Origin of the sequence: Pseudomonas azotoformans (assembly GCF_900103345.1) — a bacterium.
Lineage (GTDB): Bacteria > Pseudomonadota > Gammaproteobacteria > Pseudomonadales > Pseudomonadaceae > Aquipseudomonas > Aquipseudomonas azotoformans.
In genome coordinates this window covers 2,350,510-2,376,187 of the sequence record NZ_LT629702.1, presented here as the reverse complement: position 1 = coordinate 2,376,187, position 25,678 = coordinate 2,350,510, and the positions used below count along the sequence as shown (strand labels likewise).

The 25,678-nt window shown below is 62.1% G+C and carries 24 protein-coding genes; 6 read left to right on the top strand and 18 right to left on the bottom strand.

Annotation, left to right across the window (positions count from 1 at the left end; all coding sequences use genetic code 11):
• Positions 1-5 precede the first annotated feature (5 nt).
• The 6 genes from BLR69_RS10330 to BLR69_RS10305 form a co-directional block, all read right to left on the bottom strand.
• A complete protein-coding gene (locus tag BLR69_RS10330) occupies positions 6-701 on the bottom strand; it encodes an ABC transporter ATP-binding protein (protein WP_058426386.1) in 696 nt (231 codons plus the stop codon).
• Entirely contained in the window at positions 701-1,450 is a 750-nt protein-coding gene (locus BLR69_RS10325; RefSeq protein WP_071495886.1) for an ABC transporter ATP-binding protein, read from the bottom strand. The genes BLR69_RS10330 and BLR69_RS10325 overlap by 1 nt, the downstream gene beginning before the upstream one ends.
• Positions 1,447-2,457, bottom strand: a complete 1,011-nt coding sequence (locus BLR69_RS10320) for a branched-chain amino acid ABC transporter permease (RefSeq protein WP_071495885.1) — start codon at positions 2,455-2,457, stop codon at positions 1,447-1,449. The genes BLR69_RS10325 and BLR69_RS10320 overlap by 4 nt, the downstream gene beginning before the upstream one ends.
• A 1-nt stretch (position 2,458) precedes the next feature.
• On the bottom strand, positions 2,459-3,319 hold the full coding sequence (locus BLR69_RS10315) for a branched-chain amino acid ABC transporter permease (protein WP_015884776.1): 861 nt from the start codon (positions 3,317-3,319) through the stop codon (positions 2,459-2,461).
• Positions 3,320-3,376: 57 nt separating this feature from the next.
• Positions 3,377-4,579 (bottom strand): ABC transporter substrate-binding protein, encoded by a 1,203-nt coding sequence (locus BLR69_RS10310; protein ID WP_071495884.1) that lies wholly within the window; start codon positions 4,577-4,579, stop codon positions 3,377-3,379.
• 225 nt (positions 4,580-4,804) lie between these two features.
• Complete coding sequence (locus BLR69_RS10305; RefSeq protein ID WP_015884774.1) at positions 4,805-5,572, bottom strand: FadR/GntR family transcriptional regulator; 768 nt, start codon at positions 5,570-5,572, stop codon at positions 4,805-4,807.
• A 273-nt stretch (positions 5,573-5,845) separates the two neighbouring features.
• On the opposite strand from BLR69_RS10305, the gene BLR69_RS10300 reads away from it, so the two are divergent.
• A complete protein-coding gene (locus BLR69_RS10300; RefSeq protein WP_071495883.1) occupies positions 5,846-7,306 on the top strand; it encodes a M10 family metallopeptidase C-terminal domain-containing protein in 1,461 nt (486 codons plus the stop codon).
• A 36-nt stretch (positions 7,307-7,342) separates the two neighbouring features.
• On the opposite strand, the gene BLR69_RS10295 is transcribed toward BLR69_RS10300, so the two are convergent.
• From BLR69_RS10295 to BLR69_RS10280, 4 genes are all read right to left on the bottom strand, one after another.
• Complete coding sequence (locus BLR69_RS10295; RefSeq protein ID WP_071495882.1) at positions 7,343-8,092, bottom strand: alpha/beta hydrolase family protein; 750 nt, start codon at positions 8,090-8,092, stop codon at positions 7,343-7,345.
• Between the two features lie 104 nt (positions 8,093-8,196).
• Positions 8,197-9,600, bottom strand: coding sequence for an efflux transporter outer membrane subunit (locus tag BLR69_RS10290; protein WP_071495881.1), 1,404 nt, complete (start codon positions 9,598-9,600; stop codon positions 8,197-8,199).
• A complete protein-coding gene (locus BLR69_RS10285; protein WP_071495880.1) occupies positions 9,593-11,563 on the bottom strand; it encodes a MacB family efflux pump subunit in 1,971 nt (656 codons plus the stop codon). The genes BLR69_RS10290 and BLR69_RS10285 overlap by 8 nt, the downstream gene beginning before the upstream one ends.
• Before the next feature lies 1 nt (position 11,564).
• Positions 11,565-12,734: an efflux RND transporter periplasmic adaptor subunit gene (locus tag BLR69_RS10280; RefSeq protein WP_071495879.1), complete on the bottom strand. Its 1,170-nt coding sequence runs from the start codon at positions 12,732-12,734 to the stop codon at positions 11,565-11,567.
• 255 nt (positions 12,735-12,989) lie between these two features.
• Here BLR69_RS10280 and BLR69_RS10275 point away from each other — a divergent pair, with 255 nt between their 5' ends.
• From BLR69_RS10275 to BLR69_RS10260, 4 genes are all read left to right on the top strand, one after another.
• The gene (locus BLR69_RS10275; protein WP_071495878.1) at positions 12,990-13,472 is read left to right on the top strand and encodes a sigma-70 family RNA polymerase sigma factor; all 483 of its coding nucleotides are present in this window, start codon (positions 12,990-12,992) and stop codon (positions 13,470-13,472) included.
• Between the two features lie 120 nt (positions 13,473-13,592).
• The gene (locus BLR69_RS10270) at positions 13,593-14,930 is read left to right on the top strand and encodes a lysine N(6)-hydroxylase/L-ornithine N(5)-oxygenase family protein (protein ID WP_071495877.1); all 1,338 of its coding nucleotides are present in this window, start codon (positions 13,593-13,595) and stop codon (positions 14,928-14,930) included.
• A 177-nt stretch (positions 14,931-15,107) separates the two neighbouring features.
• On the top strand, positions 15,108-16,328 hold the full coding sequence (locus BLR69_RS10265; RefSeq protein WP_058426732.1) for a putative DNA modification/repair radical SAM protein: 1,221 nt from the start codon (positions 15,108-15,110) through the stop codon (positions 16,326-16,328).
• Positions 16,325-17,158 (top strand): TIGR03915 family putative DNA repair protein, encoded by an 834-nt coding sequence (locus BLR69_RS10260; protein WP_071495876.1) that lies wholly within the window; start codon positions 16,325-16,327, stop codon positions 17,156-17,158. The genes BLR69_RS10265 and BLR69_RS10260 overlap by 4 nt, the downstream gene beginning before the upstream one ends.
• A gap of 122 nt (positions 17,159-17,280) precedes the next feature.
• Here the strand turns inward: BLR69_RS10260 and BLR69_RS10255 are convergent, their stop codons facing one another.
• From BLR69_RS10255 to ctlX, 7 genes are all read right to left on the bottom strand, one after another.
• A complete protein-coding gene (locus BLR69_RS10255) occupies positions 17,281-17,778 on the bottom strand; it encodes an Lrp/AsnC family transcriptional regulator (RefSeq protein ID WP_016974875.1) in 498 nt (165 codons plus the stop codon).
• Between the two features lie 5 nt (positions 17,779-17,783).
• Positions 17,784-18,614 carry an ABC transporter ATP-binding protein gene (locus BLR69_RS10250; protein ID WP_208527879.1) on the bottom strand — a complete coding sequence of 277 codons (831 nt, stop codon included), beginning with the start codon at positions 18,612-18,614 and terminating at the stop codon, positions 17,784-17,786.
• 3 nt (positions 18,615-18,617) lie between these two features.
• On the bottom strand, positions 18,618-19,331 hold the full coding sequence (locus tag BLR69_RS10245) for an ABC transporter permease (RefSeq protein ID WP_016974877.1): 714 nt from the start codon (positions 19,329-19,331) through the stop codon (positions 18,618-18,620).
• Positions 19,328-20,029, bottom strand: coding sequence for an ABC transporter permease (locus BLR69_RS10240; RefSeq protein WP_071495875.1), 702 nt, complete (start codon positions 20,027-20,029; stop codon positions 19,328-19,330). Before BLR69_RS10240 ends, BLR69_RS10245 begins: the two co-directional genes overlap by 4 nt.
• A gap of 167 nt (positions 20,030-20,196) precedes the next feature.
• The gene (locus BLR69_RS10235) at positions 20,197-20,976 is read right to left on the bottom strand and encodes an ABC transporter substrate-binding protein (protein WP_071495874.1); all 780 of its coding nucleotides are present in this window, start codon (positions 20,974-20,976) and stop codon (positions 20,197-20,199) included.
• A gap of 226 nt (positions 20,977-21,202) precedes the next feature.
• On the bottom strand, positions 21,203-22,249 hold the full coding sequence (locus BLR69_RS10230) for an ornithine cyclodeaminase (RefSeq protein WP_071495873.1): 1,047 nt from the start codon (positions 22,247-22,249) through the stop codon (positions 21,203-21,205).
• An 11-nt stretch (positions 22,250-22,260) separates the two neighbouring features.
• Positions 22,261-23,187: a citrulline utilization hydrolase CtlX gene (ctlX, locus tag BLR69_RS10225; protein ID WP_071495872.1), complete on the bottom strand. Its 927-nt coding sequence runs from the start codon at positions 23,185-23,187 to the stop codon at positions 22,261-22,263.
• Between the two features lie 283 nt (positions 23,188-23,470).
• Between ctlX and BLR69_RS10220 the strand changes: the two genes are divergently transcribed.
• The gene (locus BLR69_RS10220; RefSeq protein WP_076955306.1) at positions 23,471-24,361 is read left to right on the top strand and encodes a GNAT family acetyltransferase; all 891 of its coding nucleotides are present in this window, start codon (positions 23,471-23,473) and stop codon (positions 24,359-24,361) included.
• A 125-nt stretch (positions 24,362-24,486) separates the two neighbouring features.
• On the opposite strand, the gene BLR69_RS10215 is transcribed toward BLR69_RS10220, so the two are convergent.
• The gene (locus BLR69_RS10215; protein WP_071495871.1) at positions 24,487-25,506 is read right to left on the bottom strand and encodes a branched-chain amino acid aminotransferase; all 1,020 of its coding nucleotides are present in this window, start codon (positions 25,504-25,506) and stop codon (positions 24,487-24,489) included.
• Positions 25,507-25,678: the final 172 nt, after the last annotated feature.

Genomic DNA, 25,678 nt, shown 5'->3' with positions numbered 1-25,678 from the left:
TCCGGTCAGGCACTCAGGGCCAAATAACGGTTTTTGATCGTAGGGTCGGCACGGAAGGCTTCGGCGCTGCCTTCGTAGACCACTCGGCCCTGTTCAAGCACGTAATGGCGGTCGGCGAGTTTGTCGCAGACCATCAGGTTCTGTTCCACCAGCAGCACCGGCAGGCCGTCGTCCTTGACCTTGCGCAGGATCTTCACCAGCTCGTCGACGATCACCGGGGCCAGGCCTTCGGTGGGTTCATCGAGGATCAGCAGCTTGGGGTCGTTGAGCAGGGCACGGGCGATGGCGAGCATCTGTTGCTCGCCACCGGACAGCGCGTGGCCGGCGTTTTTGCGCCGCTCCTTGAGGCGCGGGAACATGGCGTACACGTCTTCCAGCTGCCAGCGGCTGGTCTTGCGGGCGGCGATGCGCAGGTTTTCCTCGACGGTGAGCAAACGGAAAATCCCACGGTTCTCCGGCACCAATGCCAAACCCTGGCGGGCGATTTCGAAGATCTTCTGCCCAACCAGCGCCTGGCCGTTGAAGTGGATCTGGCCCTGGCGCGGGCAGATGATGCCGAGGATGCTGCGCAGGGTGGTGGTCTTGCCGGCGCCGTTACGGCCCAGCAACGTCACCAGTTCGCCGGGGTTGACGCTCAGCGACACGCCTTCCAGTACGTGGCTCTTGTCGTAGTAGGAGTGAATATTCTCGACGATCAGCATCAGGCAGCCTCCCCCAGGTATGCGGTGCGCACACGTTCATCGGCGCGCACGAATTCCGGCGTACCTTCCACCAGGATCTGCCCGTGGCTCATCACCGTGATGCGTTGGCTGATGGACATGACAATGCTCATGTTGTGTTCGATCAACAGCACCGTGTGGTCGCGGCCAAGGTCGCTGATCAGCTGGGTCATGATCGGGATATCGTCGATGCCCATACCCGAGGTGGGTTCGTCGAGCATCAACAGTTTCGGTTTCGAGCAGATTGACATGCCCACCTCCAGCACCCGTTGCTGGCCGTGGGACAACTCGCCGGCCAAGGTGTCGGCGCGGGCAGTGAGTTGCAGGCGTTCCAGCACCTGGTCGGCCATCTCCAGGTGTTCGCGTTTGCTGTCCACACGGCACCAGAAGTTCAGCGCCCGCGCACCGTCACGGCCTTGGGCGGCCAGGCGCAGGTTCTCGCGCACGCTGAGGTTCTGGAACAGGCTGGTGAGCTGGAACGAGCGCGCCATGCCCAGGCCCACACGGCCGTGGGCGGGCTTGCGCATCAGGTTTTTGCCGTCGAAATGAATCGCCCCGGCGGTGGCCTGGCGCTCGCCGGTGAGGCAGTGGAACAGGCTGGTCTTGCCGGCGCCGTTGGGGCCGATGATGGTGTGGATGGTGCCGGCCTCGACCTTGAGGTTGACGCCATTCACCGCATGGAACGCACCATAGGCCAGTTCCAGGTCTTGGGTTTCCAGCAGGATGCTCATAGCCCTTCCTCCTTGGCGATAGCGGCGGGTCTGCGGCTGCCGCGCACCTTCTCGAACAGCGACGCCAGGCCGCCCCACAAACCACCGCGCATGAAGATCACCACCAGGATCAGGATCACCCCCAGCAGCATCAGCCAGCGCGGCCACAGGTCGGAGAGGAAATCCCCGAGCAGAACGATGGAACCGGCGCCCAGCAACGAGCCAAACAGCGAGCCGGTGCCGCCGACGATGGTCATGATCAGGATGTTCTCGGACATCGCCAGGTCGATGTTCGACAGCGGCACGAAGTGCAGCAGCATGGCGTACAACGCCCCGGCAATCCCGGTGACGGCGCCGGACAGCACGAACACCAGGATCTTGAAGTGCCGCGTGTCGTAGCCGATCGCCGAGGCGCGGGTTTCGTTTTCGCGGATCGCCATCAGCGTGCTGCCGAACGGCGAGGCGATCACCCGGCGCGCACCGATGAAGATCAGCAGGAACAGCACCGCGACAAAACCGTAGAACGCGCGGGCGTCGGCAAGCGACAGCAGCACGGTGTCACCCAGGCGGATTTCCGGGCGCGGCACGCTGAGCAGGCCGTTGTCGCCGCCGGTCCAGTCGCTGAGGGTGTAGGCGACAAAATACGCCATTTGGCTGAACGCCAGGGTCAGCATCACGAAGTAGATACCGGTACGGCGGATCGCCAGGGCACCCACCAGCAAGGCCAGGAACCCACCTGCAATGGCGGCGCCGAGCAACGCGGTGAACAGGCCCAGTTGCAGGTGGATCATCAGCAACGCCGCACAGTACGCGCCGGCGCCGAAGAAAATGCCTTGGCCAAACGACAGCAGCCCGGTGTAGCCCAGCAACAGGTTGCAGGCCAGGGCGGCCATGGCAAAGATCAGGATCTCGGTGGCCAGGGTCGCCGAGGGCAGGATCAGCGGCAGGCCGATCAGTACCGCCAACACCCACAGCAACATTGCGCGCGATTGCGTCTTGGCAAACGGCAGGGGATTTTTCTCGCTCATGTCAGGCTCTCCCGAACAGGCCGTAGGGGCGGACCAGAATCACCACGGCCATGGCGCCGTAGATCATCAGGCTCGCACCCTGGGGCCAGAGTGTGGTCATCAGGCTTTGCACCACGCCCACCAGCAGTCCGCCGACCAGCGCACCGCTGAACGAGCCCATGCCGCCGATCACCACCACCACGAAGGCCACGCCGAGAATCTCCGGGCCGACAAAGGGCTGCGCGCCGCGCAACGGTGCAAACAGCACACCGGCGACGCCGGCCAGGGCCACGCCGAGGGCGAAGGTCATGGAGAACAGGCGGAAAATATTGGTGCCCAGCAGCGACACGGTTTCAGTGCTTTCACTGCCGGCGCGCACCAGGGCGCCGAAGCGCGTGCGTTCCAGCAGCAGCCACAGGCCCAGGCCGACCAGCCCGGAAAACACAATGAGGAACAGGCGGTAGTAGGGGTAGACGAAGTCGCCCACCACCAGTACGCCGCGCAGCAGTTCCGGTACTGCGACGCTCTTGCCCACCGGGCCCCAGATCATCACGCTGGCTTCCTGGATGATCAGTGCGATGCCCAGGGTCACCAGGATCTGGAACATGTGCGGCAAGTGGTAGATCCGCTGGATCAACAATCGCTCGATCACCCAGGCCAAGGCAGCCACCACCAGTGGCGCGATCAGCAGCGCCAGCCAGAAGTTGCCGGTGAGGCTCACGGCGGTGTAACAGATATAGGCACCCAGCAAAAAGAACGCGCCGTGGGCGAAGTTGACGAAGTTGAGCAGGCCGAAAATGATCGTCAGCCCGACCGCAATGAGGAAGTAGATCATCCCCAGCCCAAGGCCGTTGAGGATCTGGAACAGGTAAAGATTAAGCATGCAGGAACCCTCGGCAGGACGCCGCTTGCGCGGCCCTGCGCTACAAAATTCAGCGGATCAGCCGAGCGTGCAGCCCGTGGCGTCCACCGGCGGGAACGATTGGCCGGCGCTGAGCACCTTGGCCAGGTCATCCTTGTCGGCCATGTCGTTGCTGGCCTTGCCGATCAGCAGGTAGTAGTCCTTGATCACCTGGTGGTCGCCGGCGCGGATCGATTCCTTGCCAGTCGGCCCTTCGAAACTCAGGCCCTGCATGGCCTTGGCCACGGTCGGCCCGTCGAAGCTGCCGGTGGCAATGATGGTTTCGAGCATGACCTTGGTGCTGATGTAATCGGCGGCCAGCGGGTAGGTGGGATTGATGCCGTACTTGGCCTGGGTGAGCTTGACCAGTTCACGGTTGAGCGGGGTGTCGACCTGGTGCCAGTACTGCGCGCCGAGGTACACGCCTTCGAGTACATCGCTGCCCAGTTCCTGGAACTGGTCGAGGCCGGCCGACCACACCAGCAGCACTTTCATGCGCTCCTTGATGCCGAAATTCACCGCCTGGCGCAGGGTGTTGGACGACTGGCTGCCGAAGTTGAGCAGCACCAGCACGTCGGGTTTGGTCGAGATCGCGTTGGTCAGGTAGCCGGAAAATTCCTGCTCCTGCAGCGAGTGGTAGCTGTTGCCGACGTGTTCCAGGCCGTGTTCCTTGAGCACGTTTTTGGCGCCTTCGAGCAGGGCTTCGCCGAACACGTATTGCGGGGTAATGGTGTACCAGCGCTTGGCGTCGGGCAGCAGCTTGATCAACGGCACCATGGTTTCGCGGATCGCGCCGTAGGTGGGCACCGACCAGCGGAACGTCGCCTTGTTGCAGTCCTTGCCGGTGACTTCATCGGCGCCCACCGGGGTCATGAACACGCCACCGACCTTGTCGACTTCCTTGGCCACCGCCAGCGCCGACGACGACAAGGTGCACCCCTGGAAGAACCGCGCGCCGTCCTGCTGGATGGCTTCCTGGACCTTGCGCACCGCCTTGCCGGCGTTGCCTTCGGTGTCGATGACCTTGTAGTTCAACGGGCGACCGAGCACCTCGGGGTGCTGTTCCACCGCCAGGCGCGAACCCATGTCGGCAAACTTGCCATAGCTGGCAAACGCGCCAGACATGGACTTGAGGCCGTAAAAGGTAAAGGGCTCGGCGGCAAATGCCGAACGCACGCTCAGCGGGAGGCTGAGGGCGGCGGCTGCGGTGAGACTGGCTTTCAACAACGTACGACGCTGCATGGGGTGACTCCCTGGTTTAGTTATTGGCAGGAGTGGCAATGGCGATACGGTGGAGCAAGGGCCTGTGGGCAGGCCTGTTATTGGATGAAACGGTGTGTGGTTGAAATGCAGCCAAAATGTGGGAGGTGGCTTGCCTCCGATGGCGGTGTGTCAGTCGACATTAACGTTGAATGTGCTGGCGTCATCGGGGGCAAGCCCCCTCCCACATGGGGTCTGTGGTGTTTTTTAAGAGTGATCGAACTCCAGCAAAAAGTGCGGGCTGACCTGGCCTTCGAGGGCGGTCATATGGTGTTCGGCATCGCACATGTGTTCATGCATCAAGCTGCGCACCGCGCTTTCATCCCCGGCACGAAAGGCGATCAGCAACTGCTTGTGATAGTCCAGGTTGGCCGCGTCGAACTGCTTGCGCTTGGGCTTGTAGGCTTTTTTCAGCACCACCAGGTCGCGCAGCAGGTCGTTGAGGAACTGCGCCATGAAACTCAGCAGCGGGTTGGGGCAGGCCTTGGCCAGCAGGTTATGGAACTCCAACTCCGCCAGGCGTTGTTCGCGCTGGCCGGCTTCGCTGTCTTCCGGGGCGCTGCAGAAATCCACGTTGTCTTGCAGGGCCTGGTAGTCGTCTTCGCTGAGGCGCCCCAGCACCGACACCGCCAGTTCCACTTCGATGACTTTGCGCAGTTGGTATACCTGTTCGCCGTCCAGGTGCTGGAAGTGCAGGTAGTTGCGCAGTGCACGGCTGGCCGGTTCGGTGCCGGCCTGGTTCAGGTAGGCGCCACCGCTGGGGCCGGTGCGGGTGCTCACCAGGCCTTCCACTTCCAGGGCCTTGAGTGCTTCGCGGGCAGAGCCCTTGGAGCACTGGAAGCTTTCCATCAGCTCACGCTCGGTGGGCAGGCGGTCGCCGGGCTTCAAGGCGTCGGTAACGATGGAGCGCTTGACCGACTCGACAATCACATCGGATAGCTTCTGGCGTTTGCGTCGTAGCGGGCGGCTTAGCATGGATGCGGTTTATCATATTAATGCGGATAAATTGACCTTAATCGGACGAGCCGCAACTCGTCAATTGGAGCGCGGCGGCTATGTCGTTTTCAATGAGCATCGGTCGTAATCCAGATAGTGGCTTGTGGTATGCGCAGAGCCGGACAGTTGCTGAAAAATCTGATTGATGAGGCGTGCGCGGGCAGTGAGTCTTACAGGGTGCCCCATCGTTGTGGCTTGCAGGGATAGGGCGGTTTCGTCAATACGTCGTAACAAGATACTGGAGGAACAAGCATGGTTAATTCAGTGGGATCCAGCGTTGCCGCACATCCTGGGGCCGTGCTCTTCGACATCGGGCGTGGTGGTGGTCGCCAGATCAATGGCAAGCCGTCGTACACCGTGGAGCAGGCAGCCAACGAGCTGACTCGCACTGGGGACCGATGGCACGATGTCAACGGCGACGGCGTAACAGATGTTTCCTATCAATTCCGAAAAACCGCCAGCCCGCTGTTCGCTGGCTACGGGCTTCGTGGGTTCAGTCAGCTCAACCCCGCGGCCGAGGCACAGGCTCGGAACGCTATGGCAGCCTGGTCGGATGTCGCCAAGGTACGATTCTCCGAAGCCCCACCGGGTGGTGCTGAAGAAGGCAATATTGCCTTCAGCAACTACACGACCAACGAAGGTGAACGCGAAGGCGCGACCGCGATCACTACCAAATTGCCGTCTGAAGCGAGCCAGCAGTATTTGGGGAAGAACCCACAAATGCCACGCTTCGGGTTGGTTTCGGATGTTTTTTTTGACAGCACCGACGACGCCAATAGGGAGCCGACCCCGACCAACGGTGGGAAAAAAACCAGTCTGCATGAAGTGGGTCATGCACTTGGTATGTCGCACCCCCACCGGGACCTTCCGCAGGGTATGAGCTATGACACCGCTACCTATGCGCAGGACACGGTCGGATACAGTGTGATGAGCAATTGGGATGAACATCACACTGGCCAGGATTTCAATAAAAATGGGGTGAAGCACTTCCCTTCGGGGCCGATGGTGGACGACATCGCGGCAATCCAGAAACTCTACGGGGCCAATACCGATGCCCGGTCGACGGACACCACTTATGGTTTCAACTCCAACGCTGACCGTGATGACTATCGTTTGAGCCACTCCAGCGATGCGCCTGTGTTTACCATCTGGGATGGCGGCGGTGTGGATACCATGGATTTCTCGGGATTCAGCGATCAGCAAATCATCAATATGAATCCGGGTCAGGGGTCCAGCATCGGCGGGATGAAGGGCAATGTATTTATTGCCAAAGGCGTCACGATTGAAAATGCGATTGGGGGATCCGGGGACGACGTATTTATCAGTAACCGCGCACAAAATGTGATGACGGGCAATGGAGGCAAAAATACCTTCCGGTTTCTGAGCACAAAGCAGTCGACGCCGGACCGGCCCGATAGAATCACTGATTTTGTTTCGGGAAAGGACAAGATTGACCTGTCCGAGCTACACCGAAAATCCGCCCGCGGCGACACACCAAGCAAAAGCACAAAGGTACAGAGACCGGTGGAGTTAGTGCCCCAATTCACCGGGAAGCGTAACCAGGCGGTGCTTAGTTATGACCCTGCGATCAAACAGGCGCGACTGGAAATTGATGTGAATGGCAACGGCAATCCCAACTTTGTCTTATTGATTGATAGCCAATCTCCCTTGAAGCCTACGGATATCCAGGTGGCAAAACCCACGACAACTTGACCGCCCTCCCGGCCTTGGAGGTGGGCGCTGACTGGATCATTGCGGTGTGCGGGTGTCCAGGCATCGGGATGAGCGCGGCGGATGTTTGCCATGGACCAGATAGTCGCCAACCCAGCGGTTGATGCAACCGCTGGCGTTGTGCTCGACGGGGTCATTCAGGCGCAGTTGTTCAACCGGTGAAGCAGCCGTATCGGTTGGTTGCGCGTTAATCAGCACCATGCGTGCAACCCGCTCGGGAAACAGGGTGGCATAGCGGTTGCCCAGGCGAGCGGTAGTGGCGATGCCCAGGTAAAGTAACTGGGCATCGCCAAGTTGGGTGCGTACGTACTCCAGGTCTTGAGCGGCCTGTTCGACCCCACTGTCGTCGCCGAGGTCGCGCGTGCTTAGTTCAATGACATCGTAACGGTTGACCAGCGTGCGATAGGCCTGTTGGGAGTGGGAACTCCACAGGCTGGCCAGGTGGATGGCAAAGGTGCCGACCTGGTTCTTTTTGGCGGCGTCGCCGGCCTGGGCAATGATCACGCCTTCACGGCTCAGCGGATCGCGGGCACCGACACGGGTCACGTACAGACGCAGCCGGCCCTGGCGTGGCGCGGCATGATTGCGCGGTACGCTTACGGTGCCGCACTGGGTACGTTCCAGTACCGCGGGGTCCAGGCGTTCAACGGTGGGCAGGGGACAGTCCAGCAACCAGTCGATGGCAGTGGGGGGGATCAGCGGCTGGGCGGTAGCAAGGTTTGCCATCAGCCAGAGGCAGGCGCACGTCAGGTGTTTTGCAGCAATCATCGAGAGGTCCGGGGCAACCGTGTGATAACGGTGTTTTTACCAAGGACCTTGTGTCGAAGAATGTAGGCTGAAAGGACGCCTCGTGTATGAAACTGGAGTTTTGTTTATCGGATCTCTGTCTGCCAGCCACCACCCAGTGCTTTGTACAGGGCGATACTGGCCTGTAGGCGTGACAAGCGCAGTTGCACGTTCTGGTCCTGGGCCGCGTACAGCGTGCGCTGGGTTTCCAGCACGGTGAGCAGGTCCTCGGCGCCGGCCTGGTAGCGGCTTTCGGCGATCTGGAACGCCGTCTGCGCCTGTTGCAGTTCTTCACGCTGCCATTGGCGTTGCTGGTCGAGGCGGGTGATGCTGCTGAGGGCTTTTTCCACATCGGCAAAACCGTTGATGATCGCGCCGCGATAGGTATGCAGCAGTTCATCCTGGCGGGCGCGGGCCTTGTCACGTTCAGCGCTTAAACGGCCGTTGTTGAAGATCGGGCCGACCAGGCCGGCGGTCAGCGTGTAGTAGGGGCTGCGCAGGATGTCTGCGGCCTTGTAAGCGTCGGAGCCAAGCGTCGCACCAAGGGTGACGGCGGGCAGCATGGCCGCGCGCGCCACGGTGACGTCGGCTTGCGCCGCCGCCAGTTGCGCCTCGGCCTTGGCGATGTCGGGTCTACGGCTGAGCAACTGGCTGGGCATGCCGGCGCCGATGGTCGGCCAGGTGAGGGCCTGGAACGGTTCGCTGCCCAGCGCCAGGGCCTGCACGGGCTGGCCGAGGAGGGCGGCCAGGGTGATGCGCGATTCTTCGGCCAGTTGCTGGATAAGCGGCAGTTGACGTTGCTGGCTGGCGACCAGGCTTTTTTGCTGGGCCAGTTCCAGGGCAGTGGCGGAGCCGGCGTCATAGCGGGTCTGCACCAGGTCGAGTACGTTGCGCGCGTTCGCCAGGTTGAGTTCGGCGATCTGCTGGCGCTGGTGGGCAGCCAGGGTTTGCGCGTAACGGTCGGCCACGCTGCTGAGCAAGGTCAACTCCACCGTGGCCTGGTCAAACTCGCTGGCGCGCAGGCTATGCAGCGCACTGTCACGGGCGGCGGCACGGCCACCCCAGAAGTCCACTTCGTAGCTGGCGGTGAGGTTGGCGCCAAAGTTGTCGACGGCATCATTGGTGCGTGACGCATCCAGATCGGGCCCGCCCGGTCCGCGCAGCAACTTTTGACGGCTGGTGGCGAGGTTGAACTTCACCTCCGGCAACAGCGGTGCGCCGGCGATCACTGCACTGGCCTGGGCCTGACGCACGCGCGCGGTGGCGGCAGCTACGTCGAAGCTGTCGCGGCGAGCCTGATCGACCAGGCGGTCGAGTTGCGGGCTGCCGAACTGTGTCCACCATTGCTGGTTGGTGGCCTGCGCCGCCGCACGCTCGGTATATTGCCAGGCGGTCGGGGGGGCAATGCCGCTGTCGAGGGCTGGCGGGTTGCCGGTGCAGGCACTGAGCAACACACACACGCCAGGCAGAAAAATGAATCGTTTATTCACTGGTCAACGCCTTAACCGGATCGAGCCGGGCAGCTTTACGGGCCGGCATGAAGCCGAATACGACGCCGGTGACGAGGGCGCAACCGAATGCACCGAACACCGCCACCAGGGAAAACTGCACCGCCACCTTGGCCAGCACCAGCACGCCGCCCACCAGCAACGCCAGGGCGATGCCGCACAGGCCGCCGACTACCGAAAGCATCACTGCTTCGGTGAGAAACTGGCGCAGAATGTCGCGCTGGCGTGCGCCGGTGGCCATGCGGATACCGATTTCACGGGTACGTTCGCGCACCGTCATCAACATGATGTTCATCACGCCGATGCCGCCCACCAACAGGGAAATCGCGGCAATCGAACCGAGCATCAGCGACAGTGTGTTCTGCGTGCGCGCCTCGGCCTGGATCATCGCGGCGTTGTTGGTCAGCTCATAGTCGCGCTTGCCGTTGTGCAGCTTTTGCATCAACTGGTCGATGGCCACCTCAGCCTCGCGGACCTTGCGCGCATCTGCCGCCGCTATCACCACGTACTCGGGGTTGTAGCTGCCGAACAGGCGCACGCTGGCGGCGGTGTAAGGGATGGCAACCCGGTCGTCACTGTCCTTGTTGCCGGAGCTGGCGCCTTTTTCCGCCAGTACGCCAATCACCTGGAACGGCACGTTTTCAATCAGAATGTACTGGCCGATGGGGTCGACCTCACCCTTGAACAGCTTCTCGCGCACGCGATGACCAATCACCGCCACGGTGGCAGCCGCACGTTCGTCGGCGGCAGTGAAGTAATTGCCCTCGACCACCGGCCAATTGAAAATCTCCGGGAAGTTGGTGTCATTGCCGCCCACGTAGGCCATGTAGTCGACATTGCCGAAACGCACCCCGGCTTCGTTGCCGTTGACCGGCATGATGCGCTGCACCTGCGGCAGGGACGCCAGTGCATGCACGTCATCGAGGGTCACGATGCCCAGCGGCGTGCGCGGATTCGGTGACGAACCGCTGAGGTAGATGATGTTGGAGCCGAACGCGCCCATCTGCGCCATGACCTGGCGCTTGCTGCCTTCGCCCACTGCCAGCATCACCACCACCGACGCCACGCCGATGATGATGCCCAGCAGGGTCAGCGCGGTGCGAAAGCGGTTGATCCACATCACACGCCAGGCGGCCTGTACCGCGTCCAGCAGTTCGGCTTTCCAGGCGCCGTTGTGCTCGGCGCCGTCGGCCAGGCGCTGGCGCAGATCCACGGCTTGCAGGGCGCCGCTGGTGGCCACGGGCAGGGTATCGCTGTGGTTGGCCGAGTCGCTGATGATCAGGCCATCGCGGATCTCGATAATGCGGTTGGCCCGCGCGGCCACTTCGCGGTCGTGGGTGATCAGGATCACCACGTGGCCCTGGCTGGCGAGTTCGTCGAGCAGGGTCATGACCTCGGCGCCGCTGTGGCTGTCGAGGGCGCCGGTGGGTTCGTCGGCGAGGATGATATGGCCGCCGTTCATCAATGCACGGGCGATGGACACCCGCTGCTGCTGGCCGCCGGACAGTTGGTGCGGACGGTTGCCGGTGCGCTCGGCCAGGCCCAGGCGGGTGAGCAGGGCGTTGGCGCGGGCATGGCGCTCGGCGGCGCTGATACCGGCGTAGATCGCCGGCATCTCGACGTTTTCCTGGGCCGAACCCGAGGGGATCAGGTGGTAGCCCTGGAACACAAAACCAAAGGCTTCGCGGCGCAGCCAGGCGAGTTCGTCGCTGTCCAGGTGCGCCACGTTTTCCCCGGCGAACAGGTAGTCGCCGGTGCTGGGGCGGTCGAGGCAACCAAGGATGTTCATCAACGTGGACTTGCCGGAGCCGGAGGCGCCGACGATGGCGACGAATTCCCCGGCATGGATCGCCAGGTCGATGCCGCGCAACACGTCGACCTGCGGGCTGTCGCCGCCGCCGTAGGACTTGCGGATGTCCTTGAGTTCGATCAGGGGCGTGTTCACCTCAACCCCCGTTGCCGTCGGCCGGGCCGACCAGCAAGTGATCACCTTCTTTCAGGCCGTCGAGCACTTGCACGCGCAGGCGGTCGCTGATGCCGACCTGCACCTGGCGCTGTTCGATGCGGCCATTCTTGGCCACCACCCGGGCGATCTGCTGGTTGGCGTTCGTCGTGCCCTGCAGCGCAGCGACCGGTGCGGTCAGCGTGTCCTGGGCCTGGCTGGCGACGAAAAATACCTGGGTGGTCATTTCGGCCATCAGCGCGTTGTCGCTGTTGTCTACATCCAGCAACACGGTGTACAGCACCACGCGGCCGCTGCCGCTTTTATTCGAACTGTTGGGGCTGCCGCTGCCTTGAGTCTGATTCAGGGGCTTGGGTGGGATCGGCAGGATCTGCCGCACGGTGCTGGTCCAACGCCGGTTGCCGCCGCTCAGGGTGGTGAAGTAGGCGGTCATGCCCGTTTTGACGTGGCCGATATCGGCTTCCGAGACTTCCGCCCACACGGTCATCGGCGACAACTTGGCGATCCGCAGGATCAGCGGTGTCTGCTGCTGGGCGTTGAGGGTCTGGCCGACCCGTGCGTCCACTGCGACCACAGTGCCGGTCATCGGCGCATAAATCCGTGTGTAGCCGAGCTCGGCTTCATCACTGCGCAGGCTGGCCTGGGCTTGCAGGATCTGCGCCTGGAACATATCGACCCGGGCCTGGGTGGCGCTCAGTTCGGCCTTGGCGGTTTGCACGTCTTCCTCGCGGGTGGCGTTGCCGGCGACCAGGCGCTGCTGGCGCTGGTATTTCTGGCGCGCCAGTTCGTGCTGGGCCTTTTGCTCCTGCAACTGGGCCTTGAGGTTTTCGATGGCGTAGCGGCTGGCGTCGAGCTTGGCCTTCTGCGTGGACGGGTCGATCTCCACCAGCAACTGGCCTTCCTGCACCTGGTCGCCGGCCTCGACGTGGATCTTGCGGATCTGCCCGGATGCCTGGGCGCCCACGTCCACATAACGGCGCGGTTGCAGGGTGCCCAGGGCGGTCACGCTGTTTTCGATATTGCCGCGGGTGACGGTGACGGTGGTGAGGGTATCACGCCCCGGCGGCAGCACCTGCCAGGCCGCGACGGCGATGATGGGGATCAGGCACGCGATAACGAGCAAGGCGCGTCGGGCAGGTCGAGGGCGTTTCATGCGTGGGTTTCCAGCCAGGAAAGTTCGGACCGCAGTTGCGGGGAGCTGACAAGTAAACGAGAGAATTGCGCGGGGATTTAGGCGGTTACATAAGCAGTTACAGCTCCCTTGAAGAAAAAAATCGTCCGTTGATGCAAGTGTGCTTTAAAAGTAGATGAGAATTACTATAAATTGCACACACTCAAACTGCCATCACCTAAATGCTGTCTTTATTGCACCCGGGGACCTAATGCCGCTACCCCGCGGCCGGGAGTCATGTTGGAAAACTACTATCGCGAGCTGGTGTGTTTCCTCAACGCCAAGCTGGGCAACCGTCAGGTGGCCGAGGATGTGGTGCATGACGCGTATGTCCGGGTGCTGGAACGTTCCAGCGACACCCCCATCGAGCAACCCCGGGCCTTTTTGTACCGCACCGCGCTCAACCTGGTGATCGATGGCCACCGGCGCAACGCCTTGCGCCAGGTCGAACCGCTGGACGTACTCGATGCCGAAGAGCGCTTCGCCAGCTGTTCACCTCACGCCACCCACGACCACGGCCAGCGCCTGAAACTGCTCGAGCGCGCCCTGGCCGAGCTGCCGCCGGTCTGTCGCGACAGCTTCCTGCTGCGCAAGCTCGACGGCCTGACTCACTTGCAGATTGCCGAACGCCTGTGCATTTCCCGCGCCCTGGTGGAAAAACACATCGTCAACGCCATGAAGCACTGCCGGGTGCGAATGCGCGAGTGGGAAGCACACTGATCAATGATCGGTTAAATTTTATTTCACTGTCCTCGTTTCCTATCAACACACGGCCTGTTGTTCAGGCTTTGAAAGGTATTCCCGCCCCACCGCCAAGGGGCTTATCCAGAGGACACTGGAATGACACAGGCAATTGCTTCGCCCGCGGTTCACGACCTGATCGGTATCGGTTTCGGCCCTTCGAACCTGGCGCTGGTCATCGCCCTGCAGGAGCGCGAAAAGGCCCAGGGCAAACTGGACGTGCTGTTCCTGGACAAACAGGCCGACTACCGCTGGCACGGCAATACCCTGGTCACCCAGAGCGAGCTGCAGATCTCGTTCCTCAAGGACCTGGTGACCCTGCGCAACCCCACCAGCCCGTACTCCTTCGTCAACTACCTGAAAGCCCACGACCGCCTGGTGGACTTTATCAACCTGGGCACCTTCTACCCGTGCCGCATGGAGTACAACGACTACCTGCGCTGGGTCGCCGGGCAGTTCCAGGCGCAGGCGCGCTACGGCGAGGAGGTGCTGGCCATCGAGCCGATCCTGCACCAGCAACAGGTTGAAGCGCTGCGCGTGATCTCCCGCGATGCCCTGGGCGAGCAGCATGTGCGCACCACCCGTTCGGTGGTGGTCAGCGCCGGCGGTACGCCACGCATTCCAGAGGCGTTCAAGGCGCTCAAAGGCGACAGCCGGGTGTTCCACCATTCCCAATACCTGGAGCGCATGGCCACCCAGCCGTGTGTCGACGGCAAGGCCATGCGCATCGCTATCATCGGCGGCGGCCAGAGTGCGGCCGAAGCCTTTATCGACCTGAACGATAGCTTCCCGTCGGTGCAGGTCGACATGATCCTGCGCGGCTCGGCGCTCAAGCCGGCCGATGACAGCCCGTTCGTCAACGAAGTGTTCTCGCCGGCCTTTACCGACCTGGTGTTCCAGCAGGAAGGCGCTGAACGTGAGCGACTGGTGGCCGAGTACCAGAACACCAACTATTCGGTGGTGGACCTGGACCTGATCGAACGCATCTACGGCATCTTCTATCGCCAGAAAGTCTCCGGAATCGCCCGCCAGGCGTTCCGCACCATGACCGTGGTCGAGAAGGCCACCCCCGGCCCACTGGGCATCGAACTGACGCTGCGCAACAACGCCAACGGCGAAACCAGCGTCAACCATTACGACGCGGTGATCCTGGCCACCGGCTACGAACGCCAGACGCACCGCGCCTTGCTGGCGCCCCTGGAAGATTACCTGGGCGACTTCGAAGTGGCGCGCGACTACCGCATCGTCACCGACGAGCGCTGCAACGCCGGCATCTACATCCAGGGTTTCAGCCAGGCCAGCCACGGCTTGAGCGACACCTTGCTGTCGGTGCTGCCGATTCGCGCGGATGAAATTGCGGCGTCGTTGTATGCCCTGGACCGTGGGCGCGGCAAGGGGCGTTCGGTGCAGGACCTGCTCCTGGCAACTGCGAGCTGATACCCGCCCCCTCTGTAGGAGCGAGCTTGCTCGCGAAAAACGTCCAGACGACGCGTTCATTCTGAAGGGCTGCGTTATCGTTGACGACCTTCGCGAGCAAGCTCGCTCCTACAGACGGCACTTGTGGCAAGGAGTGGCTATTGGTACTGTACAAAAAACCAGTATCGGTAGCCCTCCATGCAGTTGATCGAAAAACTCAGCATTCTCGCCGACGCCGCCAAGTACGATGCGTCGTGCGCCAGCAGTGGCGCGCCCAAGCGCAGCTCCGAGGGCAAGGCAGGGTTGGGTTCCACCGATGGCATGGGCATCTGTCACAGCTACACGCCCGACGGGCGTTGCGTGTCGCTGCTCAAGGTGTTGCTCACCAACTTCTGTCTCTACGACTGCCAGTACTGCGTCAACCGCCGCTCCAGCGACGTGCCCCGTGCGCGTTTCAGCCCGGAGGAGGTGGTCACCCTGACCCTGGATTTCTACCGGCGCAATTGCGTCAGCGGGCTGTTTCTCAGCTCCGGCATCATCCGTTCGTCCGACTACACCATGGAGCAGTTGGTGCGTGTGGCCAAGCTGCTGCGTGAAGAGCATGACTTTCGCGGCTATATCCATCTCAAGACCATTCCCGACGCGGACCCGGCGCTGATCGCCGAGGCCGGGCGCTATGCCGACCGGTTGAGCGTGAACATCGAACTGCCCACCGAGGCCAGCCTGCAGACCCTGGCGCCGGAAAAAAAGATCGTCTCGATCAAGCAGGCCATGCAGACCATCTACACCGGCGAGCAGACCGTGCGCAACGAACCGCGTGCACCGCGTTTTGCGCCGGCCGGGCAGAGCACGCAACTGATCGTCGGCGCCGACGACACCGATGACAGCACCATCCTCCACGGTGCCGAGGCGTTGTACGGCAACTTCAAGCTGCGTCGCGTGTATTACTCGGCGTTCAGCCCCATTCCCAACAGCCCGAAAAGCGTGCCGCTGGCCGCGCCGCCGTTGATGCGCGAGCACCGCTTGTACCAGGCTGATTTCCTGTTGCGCAGCTATGGGTTCAATGCCAATGAACTGTTCAAAGGCCCTGGCCACCTGGCCCTGGACATCGACCCCAAACTGGCCTGGGCCCTGGACAATCGCGACGTGTTCCCGCTGGACCTGAACCGCGCCGAACCGACCTTGATCGCACGCATCCCAGGCATTGGGCTGCGCACCACCCAGCGCCTGGTCGACCTGCGCCGCGAACGCAAGATCCGCTTCGAAGACCTGGCGCGCATGCGCTGCGTACTGGCCAAGGCCAAGCCGTTTTTCATCACCAGCGACTACCACCCGCAACAGGCCGACAGCACCAGCGTGCTGCTGCGCGAGCAACTGCGCGATCGCCCGCAACCTCAGCAGATGGGGTTGTGGGGGTGATCAGCCTGGAATGCGACAACCTGTTCGCCACCTGGCGCGACCAGGCACGCTGGCTGCTCAGCCATCAGGTCGACCCCAGCCAGGTGAGCTGGGGCGAGGCGGAGGTGGCGGACCTGTTTGCCACCGATGAGCCGATCCCTGAGGGCCTGGGGCCGTTCCAGGCGCGGATCCCCAAAGCGTTGTTGGAACTGCTGGAGTCGGCTGCCTGCTATCACGGCGACCAGCGTTGGAGCTTGTTGTACGAAGTGTTATGGCGCGTCAGCCATGGCGACCGCACCGCGATGCTGGCCGGGGACAAGCTGGGCAGCGAGTTGCAGCGGCGGATCAAGCAGGTCAGCCGCGAGGCGCACCATCTGCATGCGTTTGTGCGGTTTATCGCGCTGCCGGCAGGCGCCAGGCCGGAACTGCCGGAATACGTGGCCTGGCACGAGCCGGCCCATGACATCCTGAAATCAGCCAGCCAGCACTTTATCGGGCGCATGGGCCGCCATCGCTGGATGATCGCGACGCCGCTGGATGGGGTTTACTACGACGGCGAGCAGTTGATCCACCAGCGTGAGTGCCCTGAGGCGTGGCGGCAGTTGGCGCAGAATGTCGAGGACCCCCACAGTGCGATGTGGCTGACCTACTACAGCCACATCTTCAACCCCGCGCGGTTGAACCCCAAGGTGATGGAAGGGCACTTGCCCAGCCGGTTCTGGAAGAACCTGCCGGAGGGCAAGTTGATACCGGGGTTGATCAGCGAGGCGCGGACGGGGAAGCAGAAGGATGGGCAAGCCACGCTGATCGGCACCAAGCCTGGCAAGAAAATCTTAAGCGGGCAGGGTTGAATATGTGGGAGGGGGCTTGCCCCCGATGAGGGAGTGTCAGTCACAGATGCATAGACTGACACACTGCTATCGGGGGCAAGCCCCCTCCCACATTCGATCGGCAGTGTTTTGGAGAGATAAGTTCAGGCCAACTCGGTGGCGGTGTTCTTGACCACCGCCAACTCCGGATGCGCCACCAACTTATCGATGTGCAATTCGTCATTGTTCAGCCAGGTCTCCGTCAACACCCGGTAATGCTCCATGTCCCGGCAGCGCATGCGCAGGCTGTAGTCGAACGGCCCGCTGATCAGCTGGCATTCGAACACCTGCGGGCAGGCTTTAACACAGGCTTCGAAGGCCTTTTGCGCCGAGCGCCCGCTTTGGTTGGACAAGGCCACCAGCACCAGCAATGACAAGCCTGGCGAGACCATCTGCACATCGATGATCGCCCCATATCCCCGGATCACCCCGCGCCGCTCCAGCTTGCGCACCCGTTCCAGGCAGGGCCGGGGCGTGAGGTGCACCAGCGACGAGAGCTTTTCGTAGGTGATGCGCCCCTGATGGCGCAGCACTTCGATGATGGCCTCATCGATGCGGTCCAGCGCAGGGGAGGAATGGGGTCCGTTGGCCTTGGTATCCATGGGTTTCACTTCAAACGGTTGGAAAGAAATTGCTGCAGGCGCTCACTGCTGGGGTGGTCGAGGATCCTGGCATCGCCTTGTTCCTCAACCTTGCCCTGGTGCAAGAACAGTACTTGGCTGGACACCTGGCGGGCAAAGCCCATTTCGTGGGTGACCATCAGCATGGTACGACCTTCCTCGGCCAACGTCTGTATGACTTTGAGGACTTCTCCTACAAGTTCTGGGTCGAGTGCGGAAGTCGGTTCATCGAACAGGATGATCTCCGGTTCCATCGCCAAGGCCCGGGCGATGGCCACGCGCTGCTGCTGGCCGCCGGACAGGAATGCCGGGTACTGATCCGCCACGCGGCCCGGCAGGCCGACCTTGTCCAGGTACAGGCGTGCGCGTTTTTCCGCCTCGGCGGCGCTCACGTTCAGCACCCGGCGCGGGGCCATGGTGATGTTTTCCAGCACGGTCATGTGGCTCCACAGGTTGAAGTGCTGGAACACCATGGCCAGGCGTGTGCGCAGGTTCTGCAACTGGGCCTGGTGCGGCGCGCGGGTGCCGGCGCGGCCTTGCTGCATTTCGATGCTGATGCCGTCCAGGGTGATCACCCCAGCGTCCGGCTGTTCGAGGAAGTTGATGCAGCGCAGCATCGTGCTTTTGCCGGAGCCGCTGGCGCCGATCAGGCTGATCACATCGCCATTGCGCGCGTTCAGCGATACACCCTTGAGCACTTCGTGTTCGCCGTAGCGTTTGTGGATGCCTTCGACTTGCAGCTTGATGGCGGCGGTGGCGGGTTTGGCTACGGGTTCGTCAACGGGATAAGCGGCCAGGGCCTGCGCGGACTGGTTCATGGGTTAGCCTCGGGTAGGAACAAGAAAACGCATCCAGCGACGTTCGGCCAGTCGGAACAGGCCCACCAGTGCAAAGGACAGCAGCATGTAGAGCAGGGCGGCGATGCCGAAGGCCTGGAACGTCAGGAACGTCTCGGCATTGGCGTCGCGGGCCACCTTGAGGATGTCGGCGACGGTAGCGGTAAACGCCAGGGAGGTGGCGTGCAGCATCAGGATCATTTCATTGCTGTAGGCCGGCAATGCGCGACGCAGAGCTGCCGGCACTACCACAAACAGGTTCAACCGCCAGCCATGCAGGCCATAGGCGCGGGCCGCTTCGATTTCGCCGTGGGGAATATTGCGGATCGCCCCGGCGAAGATTTCCACGGTGTAGGCGCAGGTGTTGAGCACGAAGGCCAGCAGGGTGCAGTTCAGCGCGTTGCGGAAAAACTGGTTGAGCAAGGCGTTGTCCTGTACCACTTCCAGGCTGTACAGCCCGGTGTAGCAAATCAGCAACTGGATATACAGCGGCGTGCCCCGGAACAGGTAGGTGTAGACCTCCACCGGCCAGCGCAGCCAGAAGTGTTCGGACACCCGCGCCAGTGCCAGCGGAATCGATAGAAAGAACCCGAGTACTACCGAAATGATGAACAGCCACAGGGTCATGGCCACGCCGGACAACCCTGCGCCATCGCTGAACAGGTAGGCCAGGCCGTATTGCTGGAACAGTTCGATCATCGCGCCATCCCCTTGATGCCGAGGTTGTAGCGCCGTTCGAGGCGCTTGAAGATGCGGTTGGAGAGGGTGGTGATCACCAGGTACACCAGGCCCGCGAGGATCAGGAAGTACAGCGGCTCGTTGGTGGTCTTGCCGGCGTTCTGCGCGGCCTTGACCAGGTCCGACAGGCCGATGATCGACACCAGGGCCGTGGACTTGAGCAGCACCAGCCAGTTATTGCCCAGGCCCGGCAGGGCAAAGCGCATCAGCTGCGGGAACAGCACCAGGTGAAAGCGCTGCCAGCGACTCAGGCCGTAGGCGGTCGCCGCTTCCAGTTGGCCGACCGGCACGCTGAGGATCGCGCCCCGGAAGTTCTCGGTGAAATACGCGCCGTAGATGAAGCCCAGGGTGACGACGCCTGCGGTAAACGGGTCGATTTCAAAGTAGTCCCAGCCGAACACTTCGCTCAGGTCGTTGAGCCACAGTTGCAGGCTGTAGAAAATCAGCAGGATCAGCACCAGGTCCGGCACGCTGCGGATCAGCGTGGTGTAGAGCGTGGCCGGCACCCGCAGCCATTTGGCGCTGGAGAGCTTGGCACCGGCGGCGATCAGGCCGAGGGCGAGGCTCAAGGCCAGGGCGAGGAACGACAGCTTGAGCGTCATCCACGCGCCCTGGGCGAGCATCGGGCCGTAGCCTTGCAAGTTGAGGAATTCATTCATGGAAATGATCTCGATGGAGCACAGAGATTGACTGTGGACGCTGCCTTTTGTGGGAGGGGGCTTGCCCCCGATAGAGGTGTATCAGTGCCAAATCAGTTGACTGACCCACCGCTATCGGGGGCAAGCCCCCTCCCACACAAGCAAGTTTCCACAGCGAGGTCAGAGCATCACTCGTGGTAGATGTCCTGATCACCAAAGTATTTCTTCTGGATCTGCGCGTAAGTGCCATCAGCCTGCACGGCAGCGATGCCCTTGTTGATCAGCGCGCGCAGTTCCTGGTCGTTCTTGCGCAGGCCCATGGCGATGTCCAGGGGCAGGGTTGGGTCCTTGAACGCCGGGCCGGTCTTGAAGTCGGCGCCTTCGGGCTTGGACAGGAAGTTGAGCTGGGCTTCGAGCTTGTCGGTCAGGGTTGCGTCGAGGCGACCGTTCTGCAGGTCGGCGTAGTTCTGGTCCTGGGACTGGTACGCCTTGATCTGCGCGCCGAGCCTGGCCAGGTGCGCACGGGCATAGGCCTCCTGCAACGAACCTTGCAGTACGCCGACTTGCTTGCCCTTGAGGGATTCCGGGGTGTCGCCGAAGTCGGCGCTCTTGCGGGTGATCACCGAAGTCGGGCTGAGGAACAGCCGGTCGCTGAAGTCGATGATTTTTTCACGGGCCGGGGTGACGGCCATGGACGACATGATCGCGTCGAACTTGCGCGCGCGCAGGGCCGGGATCATGCCGTCGAATTCATTGTGGACCCAAATGCATTTCACTTCGAGCTTGGCGCAGATCGCGTTGCCCAACTCGATATCGAAGCCTTGCAGGCTGCCGTCGGCGGCCACGGATTCGAAGGGCGGGTATTCGGGGAACACGCCGAAGCGGATTTCTTTCCAGTCCTGGGCGTGGGCGGAGGTGGCGCAGAGTGGCAACAGCAGCGCGGCGAAGAGTGATCGCAATGGAGTCATGTGCAGGTCCCTATATTTTGTAATTGATGTCAGGGCAGTGAATAACTGGGAGCAGAGAATGCTTCATGATGGTGCGTTTTTTGTGTCGTTTACCCCGTGCATAAAGCGCGAATTGCGCTGTTAAAACCGGCAATGCAGCGGAATCGGCTGTGATACCCGCTGAATCGGCTTTTCATCCCTGAAAAACTGGCCCGCCCTCGACGCAAAGCGGCAGGCCAGAGCGGTCTCAGGCGCGCTTTTTCTGCTGTACGCGGGGCTGTTGGGCCAGGCGTGCGAACAGGTCTTTCGGGTCGGCCAGGTTCGGCACCAGTTCAAGTGTGCTGCCCACTTCCAGCGCTTTTGCGACGTCCAGTACATAGCGCAGCGCCGAATAGTCTTCGATGGCAAAGCCCACCGAGTCGAACAGCGTGACCTGGCGCGCATGTTCGCGGCCAGGCTGCTGACCGTTGATCACTTGCCACAGCTCTGTGACCGGCGAATCTTCCGGCATGTGCTGGATTTCGCCTTCGATGCGGCTTTGTGGTTCGTACTCGACGATCACCCGGGCGCGCTCGACGATACGTCGGTCCAGCTCGGTCTTGCCCGGGCAGTCGCCGCCCACGGCGTTGAGGTGCATGCCGGGTTCGATCATGTCGTCGGTAAGGATGGTGGCGTAGGCCTTGTCGGCAGTGACGGTGGTGATGATGTCGGCGCCTTTGACCGCTTCGGCCACGCTGCCGGCCAGGATCACCTTGATCGCCGGGAAAGCCTTGAGGTTGGCGGCCAGTTTGGCAGTGGCCTTGGCGTCGATATCGAACAGGCGGATTTCGTTGATGCCAAGCATGGCGTGGAAGGCCAGGGCCTGGAATTCGCTCTGCGAACCGTTGCCGATCAGCGCCATGCTGCGGCTGTTCTCGCGGGCCAGATAGCGGGCGACCAGCGCCGAGGTGGCGGCGGTGCGGATCGCGGTGGTCAGGGTCATTTCCGCCAGCAGCACCGGCAGGCCGGTGTCGACATCGCCCAGCGCGCCGAAGGCCATTACGGTGAGCATGCCGGCCAGGGTGTTTTTCGGGTGGCCGTTGACGTACTTGAACGCATACAGCGACGCATCGGACACCGGCATCAGCTCGATCACGCCGTCCGGCGAGTGGTTGGCCAGGCGTGCGCATTTTTCGAAGTCCTGCCAGCGCAGGTAGTCGGCGCGGATGTACTCGGCCATTTCGGTGATGCAGGTGGGCAGGCCTTTTTGCGAGACCAGGTAGCAGAGGTCGTTGACGTCGATATAGCGGGTCATGGCAAGACTCCTTATTGAAATGAGGGACGGGCGGGCAGGTGCACTTCCGCCAGCATGCAGCGGGCACTGCCGCCGCCGATGCGTTCGATGTTGTCGATGTTCACCACCACCGGCCGGGTGTGGCGCTCGATATGTTGGCGCTGCGCCGGTTGCAGGGCGCCCCAGGCGCTGGCCGACATCACCAGCAGTGGCTGGCCGTCGCGGTCGTGGACTTCGAGCATGTTGCCGGCGAAGGCTTCCAACTGGTCGAAGTCGAGGGCGACGATGTCCTTGCCGGTGTTGCGCAGGGAGCGTTCCAGAGCCTGGCGCTCATCGGCAACCGGCAGGGCTTGCAGGCACACCACCGAGAGGTCGCGGCCGACGCTCATCATCACGTTGCTGTGGTAGATCGGCGCGTGGTGGCGGTCGACCGCATGGAACACGCAGAGTTGGTAGTCGAGGCGTTCGGCGAACTGGCGCAGGGCGTGGTGGTGGGTGCGCCCGGAGTGGCAGGCGTAGCTGATGCGGTGCTGGCGGTCGAGCACCATGCTGCCGGTGCCTTCGAGGAAGATGTTCTGTTGTTCGAGGTGGCTGAGGTCAATGGTGCTGTTGATCGCAAAACGTTGCTCCAGCACTTGCAGCACGCCTTTGTCGCGTTCCAGTCGTCGGTTCTGGCCTTCCATCGGGTACAGCACCAGGCTGCCGTCGGCGTGGCTGCTCCACCAGTTGTTGGGGAAGATCGAGTCGGGGGTGTGGGGCGCCGGGGTGTCCTGCACCACCAGCACCTCCACGCCGTGATTGCGCAGGGTGGCGACATAGCCGTCAAACTCCTCCAGCGCTTTTTGCTGTGCGTGGAGTGGGTCGAGGGGCTGGCGTTGGAAGCGGTTGTTGATTGCGGTGTCCGGGTTGAAGGCAAAGCGCGCCGGGCGAATCATCAAGACGGTGTTGGTGGTTTGCATGGGGGCACGACATCCATGGGGTGAGCTGTGGGGCTATTTTGTGGGTTGTGCGGGATGAATCCCGGCTGAAACCAGGGGGTGGTTCAGCCGGGAAAGCTGAAAAGTGGGGTGGGGCAGCCGAATCGGCTGTGATGGCTGTAGGAGTGAGCTTGCTCGCGAAAAAGCTCAAGAGCGCCGTGTGTAATCTGACTTCCCGCGTTATCGTTGACGTTTTTCGCGAGCAAGCTCGCTCCTACAGAAAAGTTTGCTCGTTGCCACGTGCTTGCGTTAGCCAGGAGGAATCATGTCTACCGTCGTTCGTCTCGCCCAGCCGGCCGATGCCGAAGGCATCAGCCAGGTCATCCTCGCGGCCCTGCGCAGCAGCAATGCGCGGGATTATCCGGCGGAGGTGATTGCGCGGGTCGCCGCTAACTTCACGCCGGAGGCGGTGCTGGAACTGCTCAAGCGCCGCGTGGTGCTGGTAGCGGTTCAGGATCAGGTGATCGTCGCCACCGCAGCGCTGGATGCCAATGTGGTGCGCTCGGTGTTCGTCAATCCTGTGCTGCAAGGGCAGGGGATTGGCCGGTTGTTGATGAGCGAGATCGAACGGCGCGCCCGTGAAGCCGGGGTGACGGTGTTGAACGTGCCGTCCTCACTGACGGCCGAGCCGTTCTATACCAAGCTGGGTTTTCACACCGTGCGCCACGTTTATCACGGCAACGAGCGGACGCTGGTGATGGAAAAGGCCCTGCTGTCCCGGCACCCCATCGGGCCGTATCGTGACCGCCAGCACCGGGCGCAGGTGGTGGCGTTGTGGCAAGAGGCGTTTGGCTACGAAACGGCACACAACCTGCCGATTCTGGCGATTGATAAGAAGCTGGCGGTCAACGATGGTTTGTTCTTCGTCGCGACGGACAAAAAAACCGTGATCGGGACGATTCTGGCCGGGTATGACGGGCACCGTGGCTGGCTGTATTCAGTGGCGGTGCATGCGGACTACCGGCGCCATGGCCTGGGTTCGTCGCTGGTGCGGCATGCGGAACAGGCATTGACGGCGCTGGGCTGCATGAAGATCAACCTGCAGATCACCAGTGGTAATGAGGCGGTGGTGGGGTTTTACGAGGCGTTGGGGTATGGGGTGGAGCCGAGGATCAGCATGGGCAAGAAGATTGCCGAAAACATCCCCAAAACTTGAAACACTGGAGACCAAATGTGGGAGGGGGCTTGCTCCCGATGGCAGTGTGTCAGTCAGCACATTCATGACTGATACGCCGCTATCGGGAGCAAGCCCCCTCCCACATTAGTTTTGGGCAGTGGCAGTTATACCTTGACGATCCAGCCTTCCGGCGCTTCAACGTCACCGGTCTGGACGCCCGTCAGCTCTTTGTAGAGCTTCTGGGTGATCGGGCCGACTTCGGTTTCGCTGTGGAATACGTGCAGCTTGCCGTTGTACTGGATACCGCCGATCGGCGAGATCACCGCCGCCGTACCGCAGGCGCCGGCTTCCTTGAACTGGTCCAGCTTATCGATGAACACTTCGCCCTCGATCACGTCCAGGCCCAGGCGGGTCTTGGCCAGTTCGATCAGCGACAGGCGGGTGATGCCTGGCAGCACCGAAGGCGACTTCGGTGTGATGAACTTATTGTCGTGGGTGATCCCGAAGAAGTTGGCCGAACCGACTTCCTCGATTTTCGAGTGGGTCATCGGGTCCAGGTAGATCGCGTCGGCGAAACCGGATTTCTTCGCTTCCGAACCCGGCATCAGGCTGGCGGCGTAGTTGCCACCGACCTTGGCGGCACCGGTGCCCTGTGGGGCGGCGCGGTCGAAGGTGGAAATCTGGAAGTTATGCGGCACCAGGCCGCCCTTGAAGTAGGCGCCGACCGGGATGCAGAACACCGAGAAGATGAACTCCGGCGCAGTGCGCACGCCGATGTTGTCACCGGTGCCGATCACGAACGGGCGCAGGTACAGCGCGCCGCCACTGCCGTACGGCGGAATGAAGCGCTCGTTGGCCGCGACCACTTGTTTGCAGGCATCGATGAAGTCTTCGGTCGACACGTGCGGCATCAGCAGGCGTGCGCAGCTGCGCTGCATGCGGGCGGCGTTCTGGTCCGGGCGGAACAGGTTGATCGAACCGTCCTTGCAGCGGTAGGCCTTGAGGCCTTCGAAACACTGCTGGCCATAGTGCAGGGCGGTGGAGCCCTCGCTGATGTGCAGCACGTTGTCGTCGGTCAGGGTGCCTTCTTGCCATTCGCCGTTTTTCCAGACCTGGAGAAACCGCTTGTCGGTCTTGATGTAGTCAAAACCCAGCTTGTCCCAATTGATGCTTTCGTTACCCATGACACCCTCTATCGTTGGTCAAGTCGGTTTTTTTCTGGATGGGCGCAACAATACTGCATTCTTGGCTTGTGTGGGAGCCACTGGGTGGACGCCTTCAGCCTCTGGTTTGACCGATCCACCGCTATCGGGGGCAAGCCCCCTCCCACAATTTGAATGCATTCCCCTGTGGGAG

Coding starts and splice junctions, on each gene's coding strand:
- BLR69_RS10310 (WP_071495884.1), bottom strand. CDS start 4,579: ATGCAGCGTCGTACGTTGTTGAAAGCCAGTCTCACCGCAGCCGCCGCC.
- BLR69_RS10275 (WP_071495878.1), top strand. CDS start 12,990: ATGTTGGAAAACTACTATCGCGAGCTGGTGTGTTTCCTCAACGCCAAG.
- BLR69_RS10320 (WP_071495885.1), bottom strand. CDS start 2,457: ATGAGCGAGAAAAATCCCCTGCCGTTTGCCAAGACGCAATCGCGCGCA.
- BLR69_RS10315 (WP_015884776.1), bottom strand. CDS start 3,319: ATGCTTAATCTTTACCTGTTCCAGATCCTCAACGGCCTTGGGCTGGGG.
- BLR69_RS10250 (WP_208527879.1), bottom strand. CDS start 18,614: ATGAACCAGTCCGCGCAGGCCCTGGCCGCTTATCCCGTTGACGAACCC.
- BLR69_RS10280 (WP_071495879.1), bottom strand. CDS start 12,734: ATGAAACGCCCTCGACCTGCCCGACGCGCCTTGCTCGTTATCGCGTGC.
- BLR69_RS10240 (WP_071495875.1), bottom strand. CDS start 20,029: ATGAATGAATTCCTCAACTTGCAAGGCTACGGCCCGATGCTCGCCCAG.
- BLR69_RS10265 (WP_058426732.1), top strand. CDS start 15,108: ATGCAGTTGATCGAAAAACTCAGCATTCTCGCCGACGCCGCCAAGTAC.
- BLR69_RS10215 (WP_071495871.1), bottom strand. CDS start 25,506: ATGGGTAACGAAAGCATCAATTGGGACAAGCTGGGTTTTGACTACATC.
- BLR69_RS10295 (WP_071495882.1), bottom strand. CDS start 8,092: ATGATTGCTGCAAAACACCTGACGTGCGCCTGCCTCTGGCTGATGGCA.
- BLR69_RS10220 (WP_076955306.1), top strand. CDS start 23,471: ATGTCTACCGTCGTTCGTCTCGCCCAGCCGGCCGATGCCGAAGGCATC.
- BLR69_RS10245 (WP_016974877.1), bottom strand. CDS start 19,331: ATGATCGAACTGTTCCAGCAATACGGCCTGGCCTACCTGTTCAGCGAT.
- BLR69_RS10305 (WP_015884774.1), bottom strand. CDS start 5,572: ATGCTAAGCCGCCCGCTACGACGCAAACGCCAGAAGCTATCCGATGTG.
- BLR69_RS10235 (WP_071495874.1), bottom strand. CDS start 20,976: ATGACTCCATTGCGATCACTCTTCGCCGCGCTGCTGTTGCCACTCTGC.
- BLR69_RS10330 (WP_058426386.1), bottom strand. CDS start 701: ATGCTGATCGTCGAGAATATTCACTCCTACTACGACAAGAGCCACGTA.
- BLR69_RS10255 (WP_016974875.1), bottom strand. CDS start 17,778: ATGGATACCAAGGCCAACGGACCCCATTCCTCCCCTGCGCTGGACCGC.
- BLR69_RS10325 (WP_071495886.1), bottom strand. CDS start 1,450: ATGAGCATCCTGCTGGAAACCCAAGACCTGGAACTGGCCTATGGTGCG.
- ctlX (WP_071495872.1), bottom strand. CDS start 23,187: ATGCAAACCACCAACACCGTCTTGATGATTCGCCCGGCGCGCTTTGCC.
- BLR69_RS10270 (WP_071495877.1), top strand. CDS start 13,593: ATGACACAGGCAATTGCTTCGCCCGCGGTTCACGACCTGATCGGTATC.
- BLR69_RS10230 (WP_071495873.1), bottom strand. CDS start 22,249: ATGACCCGCTATATCGACGTCAACGACCTCTGCTACCTGGTCTCGCAA.
- BLR69_RS10300 (WP_071495883.1), top strand. CDS start 5,846: ATGGTTAATTCAGTGGGATCCAGCGTTGCCGCACATCCTGGGGCCGTG.